The sequence below is a fragment of the Pararhizobium sp. genome (assembly GCF_035497515.1).
Classification (GTDB): domain Bacteria; phylum Pseudomonadota; class Alphaproteobacteria; order Rhizobiales; family Rhizobiaceae; genus Pararhizobium.
In genome coordinates this window covers 1-8,571 of the sequence record NZ_DATJDJ010000167.1, presented here as the reverse complement: position 1 = coordinate 8,571, position 8,571 = coordinate 1, and the positions used below count along the sequence as shown (strand labels likewise).

The following is an 8,571-nucleotide window of genomic DNA, read 5'->3' as shown; positions in this document are numbered from 1 at the left end:
ACCCTATGCTGATTTGGCCCGTGTCGCCAACAGCCTTTGCCCGCAATTGCGGCATCCGAATGGCAGCGCCGGCGCGGTCCCCGGGCAAGGCGCGGTCAGGCCGAGGCACGCTGGCGGTCCGCCGGCGTTTCGCAGCGCGCCAGGACGGCGATGCACAGGTTTCCCAGCGTCGTGCCGGTCTCGGTATCGATCCGCGGCGCGCCGGCATAGAAGCGGATGTGCGGACTGCCCTTGACCTGCGCATTGCCGGCAAACCGCACATCGCGGGTGGCGTCGAGAACGACCCGCGCGTCCGGGTCGGCAAGCGCATGGGCGCAGAAGGAAAGGTCGCGCTCCGTGCCGCCCCAGCGATGTCGCAACCGGACACGTGACGTCGGAAAAGGTAGGGCTGGACGATTAACGGCTGATCACGCCGAGAGGGCTACTCCCCAGATATAGCTACTCAAACCCGGTGATAGGGATGGCCGGACAGGATGGTGACGGCGCGGTAGAGTTGCTCGGCGATCAGGATGCGCACCAGCTGGTGTGGCCAGGTCAACTTGCCGAGGCAGATGACGGCGTCCGCCTTGGCGTGAAGCGCGGGATCCAGCCCGTCGGCGCCGCCGATCGCCACCATCAGGTCGCGCTTGCCGCTGTCGCGGTAGTTTCCGATGAGAGACGCGAAGGCTTCGGAATCGAGCGCCTTGCCGCGTTCGTCGAGCAGGATGAGGAGGCTGGACTCCGGTAGGGATTTTTCCAGCAGCGCCGCTTCTTCGCGTTTGCGGGTATCCGCGCTGGAGGCGCGGCTTTCGGCGACTTCGATCACGCGCGAGAATTCAAGGCCGATGGCAGGTCCGGTCTTGGCGAAACGGTCGATATAACGTGCGGCGAGGTCTTTCTCCGGTCCCGCTTTCAGGCGCCCGACGGCAAAAAGACCAACTCGCATGTTCAACACCCCGTTTTCGCTGCTTCGGGGAAGCAATAGCGCATTTTTATCGTCAGGTCCGCCGGCAGAGACGGAGATCATCGGAGGCGCGACACATGGACGACCTCCGGGAAAACCGTCCGTTCGGGAACGTCAGCCCGATCCAGGCGCACAAACAGATCGTGTCACCTGCGTGAGGCAGGTTCCGTCATGCTGTCATCGCCCGCTCGGCGTCCGAGGACGCGCGACGCTCAGTGCAATGTACCGTCTTCCATGTCCGGCGCGGCCCACATCTTCTCGATGTTGTAGAATTCGCGGATTTCCGGGCGGAACACGTGGACAATGATGTCGCCGCCATCGATCAGCACCCAGTCGCCGGTATCGAGACCTTCGACGCGTGCATTGCCCTGACCGCCTTCCTTGAGGTCGGTGATCAGGTGATCGGCGATCGCCATGACATGCCTGCTCGATCGCCCGGAGACGACCACCATGTAGTCTCCCAGAGCCGATTTTCCGGCAATGTTGATTGCGACAATATCTTCTGCCTTCGAGTCCTCGAGACTGCCAAGGACCAGTTGAAGAGCGCGGGCAGCGGCTTCGTCGCTGCGTTCCGGGCTTTTAGGGAAGATGCGCGTGACATTTCCCTTGGCTTGTACTGTTGTCAGGGTTTTTCCTTTCCGTTTGACAGACAGGCACTGCACGATTCGAATGTCGGTCGAACCGGTGCCCCAAATGTAGTCATCAATGCCCTAACGTTTCAAGACATCAGAAATAAATCACGGTTAATCATTGTTCACGTTCTGGCGAAGCGCCGTCGAACTCAAGGGGGAGCGCGGTCCGTGGATAAAGGTCCAGGCGGGCGCCTTGCGGAAGGCGAGTGCGGCTGCGTGGTCCTCGTCAACGCGTGCGTAGTCGAAAGTCCGTGCCATTTTCGACGAGAGATAGGAGAGCGTGGCACCCGGCCGGTCGATGACGGCGATGGGGAAGGTGCAGGCGATCTTCTGCCAGTCCTGCCAATGGTGAAAGCTCCTCAGATTGTCGGCACCCATGATCCAGACGAAGCGGATCGCCCGGTTCTTCTCTCGAATCTTCTCCAGCGTGCGGGCCGTATAGCTCTGGCCGAGCGACTGTTCGAAGGCGGTGACCTTGATGCGCGGATCGCCGGCGATGGCTTCGCTGAGCGCGATGCGCTCGGTAAGCGGGGCAAGCTGGTGGCGGCTCTTCAGCGGATTTCCGGGCGTCACCATCCACCAGAGCTGGTCAAGGCCAAGCCGGCGCAGTGCGATATCGGCCACGAGCACATGGCCGTCATGCGGCGGATTGAAGGAGCCGCCGAACAGGCCGACCTTCATGCCGCTCTCGACATGGGGCATCTTCAGGTAGAAGGGATCGACGTCGCCCGGATGCACCTTATGGCCGGACCTGACCGGTGCCGCGCACCCTGTATTTGAAGGAGGTCAGCTGCTCGACGCCGACCGGGCCACGCGCATGCATCTTGCCCGTCGCAATGCCGATTTCTCCGCCCATGCCGAACTCGCCGCCATCGGCAAACTGGGTGGAGGCGTTGTGCAAGAGGATAGCCGAATCGACCTCCGAGAAGAAGCGCTCGACGACATCAGGATCCTCGGCGATGACGGCCTCCGTGTGTGAAGAAGACCAGCTGGCGATATGGTCGATGGCGCCAGCAATGCCGTCGACCAGCGTCACGGAAATGATCGCGTCGAGATATTCCGTCGCCCAGTCCTCTTCCGTGGCGGCGATCAGGCCGGGAACGATCGCCCGGACATCCTCGCTGGCGCGGACCTCGCAGCCGGCATCGCGCAGGGCGGCCACCAGCGGCGCCACGAACCTGTCGGCCGCGTGACGATCGATCAGCAGGGTTTCGGCCGAGCCGCAGACACCGGTACGGCGCATCTTGGCGTTGACGATGATTTTCTTCGCCATCTCCAGATCGGCTGAGGCGTCGACATAGACGTGGCAAAGGCCTTCGAGATGGGCAAAGACTGGCACGCGGGCCTCGTTCTGTACGCGCGCGACCAGGCTCTTGCCGCCGCGCGGAACGATGACGTCGATCGAGCCGCCAAGACCCGTCAGCATGGCGCCGACAGCCGAGCGGTCAGCGACGGGAACCATCTGGATCGCATGCTCCGGAAGCCCGGCATCCTTCAGTCCCTGCACGAGGCAGGCATGGATAGCCTGCGATGAATACAGGCTGTCGGAGCCGCCGCGCAGGATGACGGCATTGCCGGCCTTGAGGCACAAAGCGCCGGCATCCGCCGTCACGTTCGGGCGGCTTTCATAGATGACGCCGATGACGCCAAGCGGCGTGCGGACGCGTTCGATATGCAGGCCGTTCGGGCGGTCCCATTCGGCGATGACATGACCGACAGGGTCGGGAAGATCCGCGATGGAGCGGATGGCATTGGCCATGTCGAGCACGCGGTTTTCCGACAGGGTCAGGCGATCGAGAAAGGAGGCGGCAACGCCGGTCTCGCGGGCGTTTTCCAGGTCGAGCGCATTGGCGGCCAGGATATCGTCCTTGCGGGCAACGATCGCGGCGGCCATGCTGACGAGGGCGGCGTGCTTGCGTTCCGCCGATGCGATGGCGAGCGGTCGGCTGGCGGCGCGGGCCTGGCGGCCGATCACGGTCATGATCTCCTGGATCTCTTTCTTTCTGACATCGTCAAGCATGCGCGTCGCTCCTTAACCCATCCGTCTCCCGCCTCGGCAGCGATGTCATCACCATGTCGTCGCGGTGGACCATGGCGGCGCGCCCGGCATAACCGAGAATGACGACAATTTCCGCCGATTTCTTGCCGGCGATCTGTCTGGCCTCGTCGGCATCGTAACCGGCGAGACCACGGGCGATTTCACGACCCTCGGCGCCGATGATGGCAATCGTGTCGCCACGGCTGAACGAGCCGGTGACCTGGCGTACGCCGGCGGGCAAAAGGCTCTTGCCGGACCGAAGCGCATTTTCAGCGCCTGAGTCGATGGCGAGACTGCCGGCCGGCAGCAATTGCCCGGCAATCCAGGTCTTTCGCGCCGTGACCGGCGAGCCGGAGGGCGCGAACCAGGAGGAGCGGGCGCCCTCGCCGATCGCCTGCAGGGGATGATCGACCTTGCCCGACGCGATGATCATGGCGCAGCCGGCGCCGGTGGCGATCTTGCCGGCATCGATCTTGGTGCGCATGCCGCCGCGCGACAGTTCTGAAGCGGCGCCTCCGGCCATCGCCTCGATCTGCGGCGTGATTTCCAGGATGGTTTCGAGAAACCGCGCATCCGGGTCGAGATGCGGCGGCGCCGTATAAAGCCCGTCTATATCGGAGAGCAGCACCAAAAGGTCGGCGCCTGTCATGGTGGCGACCCTTGCCGCCAGGCGGTCGTTGTCGCCATAGCGAATTTCGCTGGTTGCGACCGTGTCGTTCTCGTTGATGATCGGCACTGCGCCCATCTTCAGAAGCTGGTTGATCGTCGCGCGCGCATTGAGATAACGGCGACGTTCCTCGGTATCGCCAAGCGTCAGCAGGATCTGGCCGGCGACGATCTCGTCGGTCGACAGGCTTTCCGACCAGGCACGGGCGAGCGCGATCTGGCCGACGGCCGCAGCCGCCTGGCTTTCCTCGAGCTTCAGCGCGCCGGGGGCGAGATCGAGCACCGAGCGGCCAAGCGCGATAGCGCCGGAGGAGACGACGAGAACGTCCACGCCTTTTGCCCTCAGTGCCGCAATATCGGCGCACATGGCGTTCAGCCATTGTTTCTTCAGTCCGACCTTGCGATCGACCAAAAGGGCCGAACCGATCTTGATCACAATCCGGCGGTACTTTTCCAGCGGTTTGCGGGCAGAAGCCATATCAGTCTTCTTCTTCGCCCGTGTAGGTCTGGGCCGCGACGATGATATCGCGCAAGGCCCGAAGAGCCTCCGTCATGCCGGTGCCGACAACGGCCGACAGCAGCAGCGGTGTCTTGCCGCAAACCTTGGCCAGTTCCTTCTGCTTCTTTTTCAATTCGGCCGGATCAAGGATATCGATCTGCGACAAGGCGACGATCTCAGGCTTGCCGGTCAACTCGCCGCCATAGGCTTCAAGCTCGTGCTTCACTGTCTTGTAGGCCTTCGCGACGTTTTCTTCCTGCGCCGAGACGAGATGCAAAAGGACGCGGGTGCGCTCGACATGGCCGAGGAAGCGGTCGCCGAGCCCGACACCGTCATGGGCGCCTTCGATCAGGCCCGGAATGTCGGCGAGGATGAATTCGCGGCCGTCGATCGTCGCCACGCCGAGGTTCGGATGCAGCGTCGTGAAGGGGTAGTTGGCGATCTTCGGCCGGGCACGGGTGACAGTCGCGAGGAAAGTCGACTTACCGGCGTTCGGCAGCCCGACCAGGCCGGCATCGGCGATCAGCTTCAGCCGCAGCCAGATGGTCTTTTCTTCCCCTTCGAGGCCCGGATTGGCCCAGTTCGGCGCCTGGTTGGTCGACGACTTGAAATGCGTGTTGCCGAAACCGCCATTGCCGCCGGCCGCCAGGCGGAACCGCTGGCCCTCGGCGATCATGTCGACGATCATTGTTTCGGAATCTTCCTCGAAGACTTGCGTGCCGACGGGAACCTTGAGCGTCACGTCGCTTCCGCCGGCGCCGGTGCGGTTGCGGCCCATGCCGTGAATGCCGGTGCCGCCCTTGAAATGCTGCTGGAAGCGGAAGTCGATCAGGGTGTTGAGGCCGTTGACGGCCTCGATCCAGACATCGCCGCCACGGCCGCCATCGCCGCCGTCCGGGCCGCCGAACTCGATGAATTTCTCGCGCCGGAACGACACCGCGCCGGCGCCGCCATCGCCTGAACGGATATAGACTTTTGCTTCATCGAGAAATTTCATCGTACTGCCATCTGTTGTGTGTCTTTGCCTGCCCTTTATGCCGCCATCGATATAGACGCCTGCCTGTCAGGTCAAAGATTATCGTGAAGTCCAAAGCCGCGACACCCCAAGGAGTGCCCGCCTTTGCTGCGTTGATCCGCCGGCATTCCGACCGGCAGAATCGTCGTCAAAAAAAACGGCCGGCGAAAAGTTGCCGGCCGTCACCGTTCAAGGCCTGCGCAGATCGGCTGCCGTGACCCGGGTCTCGATATGGCTGACCATGCCGCTGCGTGCCAGCGCGTAGATCTGGGCGCAGCCGGTGATCTCGAAACCGAGCTTCTTCTGCAGCTTCAGCGAGCCCGCATTGTCAACGAAGACGCCGGAATGCAGGGTCGTGCCGGGCATCCGCCGGAAGAAGTGCTCGATCGCGGCATAAACAGCTTCGGTGGCATAGCCGCGGTTCCAGTAGAAACGGTTCAGCCAGTAGCCGACGTGCCATTGACCATGCCGAAGCTCGATGCCGATGCAGCCGATATGGACATCATCGCCGGTGGTGATTGCCAGCGTCCAGCCGGCAAACAGGCCGGAGCCCTGGCGGATCAGCCAGTCGACCGCATCGGACCGGTGGTAGGGAACCGGGACCCGCGCCAGCATGCGCGAGACCTGATAATCCCCGAGCGACTGCGCCACTGCATCCGCATCCGACAAGCGGTGCGGACGCAGAACCAGGCGCGCGGTTTCGATGGCCGGGCAGGGGCCGGGATCGGGCCGGGGGGCGGCCTTTGGCCGTTCGCGAAGATGAGTGGTCATCGCAGACCTCCCCAACTGCGCAGCGAGAGCCAGGTCTTGCGGTCGAGCCGGTACCATTCGACCGACATCATGCCGCCGAGCGCCAGGCTGTCGACCATGCCCGATCCCTGGAACTGGAAGCCGCACTTCTGGATGACCCGCCGCGAGGCGACGTTCATGACCCGGCAGCGCGCATCGATCTGGTCGATATCGCGGGTGCGGAACGCCATGTCGGTCAACGCCTGGGCTGCTTCCGTCGCATAGCCCTTGTTCCAATGCGGTTCGCCCAGCCAGTAGCCGAGTTCCGCCGTCCTGCCATCGGGATGAGGCTCGACACCGCAGCAGCCGAGAAATGCGCCATTATCCGCTTTGGTAATCGCATAGACGCACTTGCCAATCGCGCCCGTTTTCGTACGGCGTACGAAATCCGCGGCATCGGCCACCGTATAGGGGTGCGGCATGCGCGAGACCATGGTGGCGATATTGGCATTGTTGGCAAGATGGGCAAGGGCGTCGATATCGTCTTCGTGGGGCGCGCGCAGAACGAGCCTCGGCGATAACAATATCGGGCAATCGGTCCTTGACCGTTGAGGCCTCAGCCTCTCCTGGGGAGACGGCGACTGGCCCTCCCTCAACAATTCGGTTTGCATGTTCAGTCCTCCAAGACGTGAAAAAGGGGAGATCGGGCATTGCCCCATCTCCCCTTTTGATCTTGGCCTGAACGGTAAGCGTCAGCCGGGTCGATGAGACGCCGGCTGTTTTAAGAGCGCTACCGGCTTATTCCGCTGCTTCGGCTTTCGGCATTACAGACACGTACACGCGGCCATTGGCCTTCGTACGGTAGTTCACATTGCCGGCCGTCAGTGCAAAAATGGTGTGGTCCTTGCCGAGGCCGACATTGGCGCCCGGATGCCACTGGGTTCCGCGCTGACGCAGAATGATGTTGCCCGGAATGACGACTTCGCCACCGAACTTCTTCACGCCGAGGCGCTTGGACTGCGAATCGCGACCGTTGCGCGAGGAACCGCCAGCTTTTTTGTGTGCCATGGTTGTTCTCCTTTAAACCTTAGATCCGTTGTCTCAGTTTGCAGCTTCAGCGGCAGCGTCGTCGGACTTCTTGGAAGCCTTCTTCGCCTTCGCGCCGGCAACAGCAGCGATGTCCAGGATGCGGACGGTCGTGTTGTGCTGGCGGTGACCGCGGGTGCGCTTCGAGTTCTGGCGGCGACGCTTCTTGAAGGCGATGACCTTCTTGGCGCGACCATGTTCCACAACTTCGGCGCTGACAACGGCACCTTCGACAAACGGAGCACCGATGGTTGCATCGGCGCCGACGCCGACCATCAGAATCTCGGTGAATTCAATCTTGTCGCCTGCGGCGCCTTCCAATTTTTCAATTGTCAGAACGTCGTTGGCTGCCACGCGGTACTGTTTACCGCCGGTCTTGATGACTGCGAACATTTTTTATCCTTTCATGTTCGTTCCGGCTCTTTACCGAAGGCAAGGCCGTCTTTTTGGTCAGTCGGACATGACAAGGTCTTTCGATCTTGCCGGTGAACGGGCACAATGGAAACCCGGCGCGGTGAGGGCATGCCACACCACCTCGACTGCGCGAATTACTGGAAGGTATGAAAACTGTCAAGGCGAAAGACGTGAAATAGCTCGATATTCCTTGGCGTACCCTCTTGTCATTGCCGGAAACTGCCGCTATGAACCGCGTCGCGCTACGGCGCCGACCAGCATATCCGGAGAGGTGGCAGAGTGGTCGAACGCACCGCACTCGAAATGCGGCATACCTGCAAGGGTATCGTGGGTTCAAATCCCACCCTCTCCGCCATCACCCATGTGTCCATACCGAAGACATAGGTAACACGTCGTACCTAAGACATCGGTGACAACCTCGTGCCGAACGGGTTGTCGATGGTTTGCAAAGTCCTCTGCTCCAGGTCGATATATCCCAGATCATAGTGCATGAAGCTGACGAGCCAAATGCCGTCGTCGACTTCTTTTATGCCGAGTTTCTGTCCGGCC

The 8,571-nt window shown here is 62.1% G+C and carries 10 protein-coding genes, 1 tRNA gene and 2 pseudogenes; 1 reads left to right on the top strand and 12 read right to left on the bottom strand.

The annotated features are described in order from the left end of the window. Nucleotides 1-95 precede the first annotated feature (95 nt). From VL202_RS17080 to rplU, 11 genes and pseudogenes are all read right to left on the bottom strand, one after another. A complete protein-coding gene (locus VL202_RS17080) occupies nucleotides 96-359 on the bottom strand; it encodes a hypothetical protein (RefSeq protein ID WP_325465285.1) in 264 nt (87 codons plus the stop codon). Between the two features lie 83 nt (nucleotides 360-442). Next, a complete protein-coding gene (gene rlmH, locus VL202_RS17075) occupies nucleotides 443-925 on the bottom strand; it encodes a 23S rRNA (pseudouridine(1915)-N(3))-methyltransferase RlmH (protein ID WP_325465284.1) in 483 nt (160 codons plus the stop codon). Nucleotides 926-1,155: 230 nt separating this feature from the next. Then, a complete protein-coding gene (gene rsfS / locus VL202_RS17070) occupies nucleotides 1,156-1,605 on the bottom strand; it encodes a ribosome silencing factor (RefSeq protein ID WP_325465283.1) in 450 nt (149 codons plus the stop codon). An 81-nt stretch (nucleotides 1,606-1,686) separates the two neighbouring features. After that, complete coding sequence (locus tag VL202_RS17065) at nucleotides 1,687-2,277, bottom strand: nicotinate-nucleotide adenylyltransferase (protein WP_325465286.1); 591 nt, start codon at nucleotides 2,275-2,277, stop codon at nucleotides 1,687-1,689. 37 nt (nucleotides 2,278-2,314) lie between these two features. Next, nucleotides 2,315-3,595 carry a glutamate-5-semialdehyde dehydrogenase gene (locus VL202_RS17060; RefSeq protein WP_325465282.1) on the bottom strand — a complete coding sequence of 427 codons (1,281 nt, stop codon included), beginning with the start codon at nucleotides 3,593-3,595 and terminating at the stop codon, nucleotides 2,315-2,317. Next, on the bottom strand, nucleotides 3,588-4,757 hold the full coding sequence (gene proB / locus VL202_RS17055) for a glutamate 5-kinase (protein ID WP_325465281.1): 1,170 nt from the start codon (nucleotides 4,755-4,757) through the stop codon (nucleotides 3,588-3,590). The genes VL202_RS17060 and proB overlap by 8 nt, the downstream gene beginning before the upstream one ends. Nucleotide 4,758: 1 nt before the next feature. Beyond that, nucleotides 4,759-5,775, bottom strand: a complete 1,017-nt coding sequence (gene obgE, locus VL202_RS17050; protein ID WP_325465280.1) for a GTPase ObgE — start codon at nucleotides 5,773-5,775, stop codon at nucleotides 4,759-4,761. A 207-nt stretch (nucleotides 5,776-5,982) separates the two neighbouring features. Then, nucleotides 5,983-6,564 carry a GNAT family N-acetyltransferase gene (locus VL202_RS17045; protein ID WP_325465279.1) on the bottom strand — a complete coding sequence of 194 codons (582 nt, stop codon included), beginning with the start codon at nucleotides 6,562-6,564 and terminating at the stop codon, nucleotides 5,983-5,985. Beyond that, complete coding sequence (locus tag VL202_RS17040; RefSeq protein ID WP_325465278.1) at nucleotides 6,561-7,193, bottom strand: GNAT family protein; 633 nt, start codon at nucleotides 7,191-7,193, stop codon at nucleotides 6,561-6,563. Before VL202_RS17040 ends, VL202_RS17045 begins: the two co-directional genes overlap by 4 nt. 127 nt (nucleotides 7,194-7,320) lie before the next feature. Next, a complete protein-coding gene (gene rpmA / locus VL202_RS17035; RefSeq protein ID WP_037096930.1) occupies nucleotides 7,321-7,590 on the bottom strand; it encodes a 50S ribosomal protein L27 in 270 nt (89 codons plus the stop codon). A gap of 102 nt (nucleotides 7,591-7,692) precedes the next feature. Beyond that, nucleotides 7,693-8,001 (bottom strand): annotated as a pseudogene (gene rplU, locus VL202_RS17030) (50S ribosomal protein L21); the annotation flags it as partial. A 286-nt stretch (nucleotides 8,002-8,287) separates the two neighbouring features. Here rplU and VL202_RS17025 point away from each other — a divergent pair. Then, a tRNA-Ser gene (locus tag VL202_RS17025) sits at nucleotides 8,288-8,377 on the top strand. Nucleotides 8,378-8,420: 43 nt separating this feature from the next. Here VL202_RS17025 and VL202_RS26045 read toward each other — a convergent pair. Further along, nucleotides 8,421-8,571 (bottom strand): annotated as a pseudogene (locus VL202_RS26045) (IS481 family transposase); the annotation flags it as partial.